Annotated in this window: 1 pseudogene; it reads left to right on the forward strand. The window is 45.3% G+C overall.

Annotated features, from left to right (window positions below):
* A pseudogene (locus H6A32_RS16170) lies at positions 1 to 222 on the forward strand (IS110 family transposase); the annotation flags it as partial.
* Position 223: the final 1 nt, after the last annotated feature.

Consider the following 223-nt stretch of genomic DNA (forward strand, 5'->3'; position numbering starts at 1 on the left):
GCGGCGATATCCGTGATAGGGAAAAATAGTGAATTCAGGGAGATCCACCAGTATTATCAAACAAGAGAGAAAAATCCTCTGAAGAAGATGCAGTCGGTGGTAACGGTAGCATGTAAAGTCCTTCGAGTCTTCTATGCCATACTGACAAAAGGTGTAGATTACGATGGAGAAAAGATGCTGGGAGATATCAGGAGACCCGAAAGGGGTGTCCAGGCTGCATAAG

The organism is Drancourtella massiliensis, assembly GCF_016900655.1.
Taxonomy (GTDB): Bacteria; Bacillota; Clostridia; order Lachnospirales; family Lachnospiraceae; genus Sellimonas; species Sellimonas catena.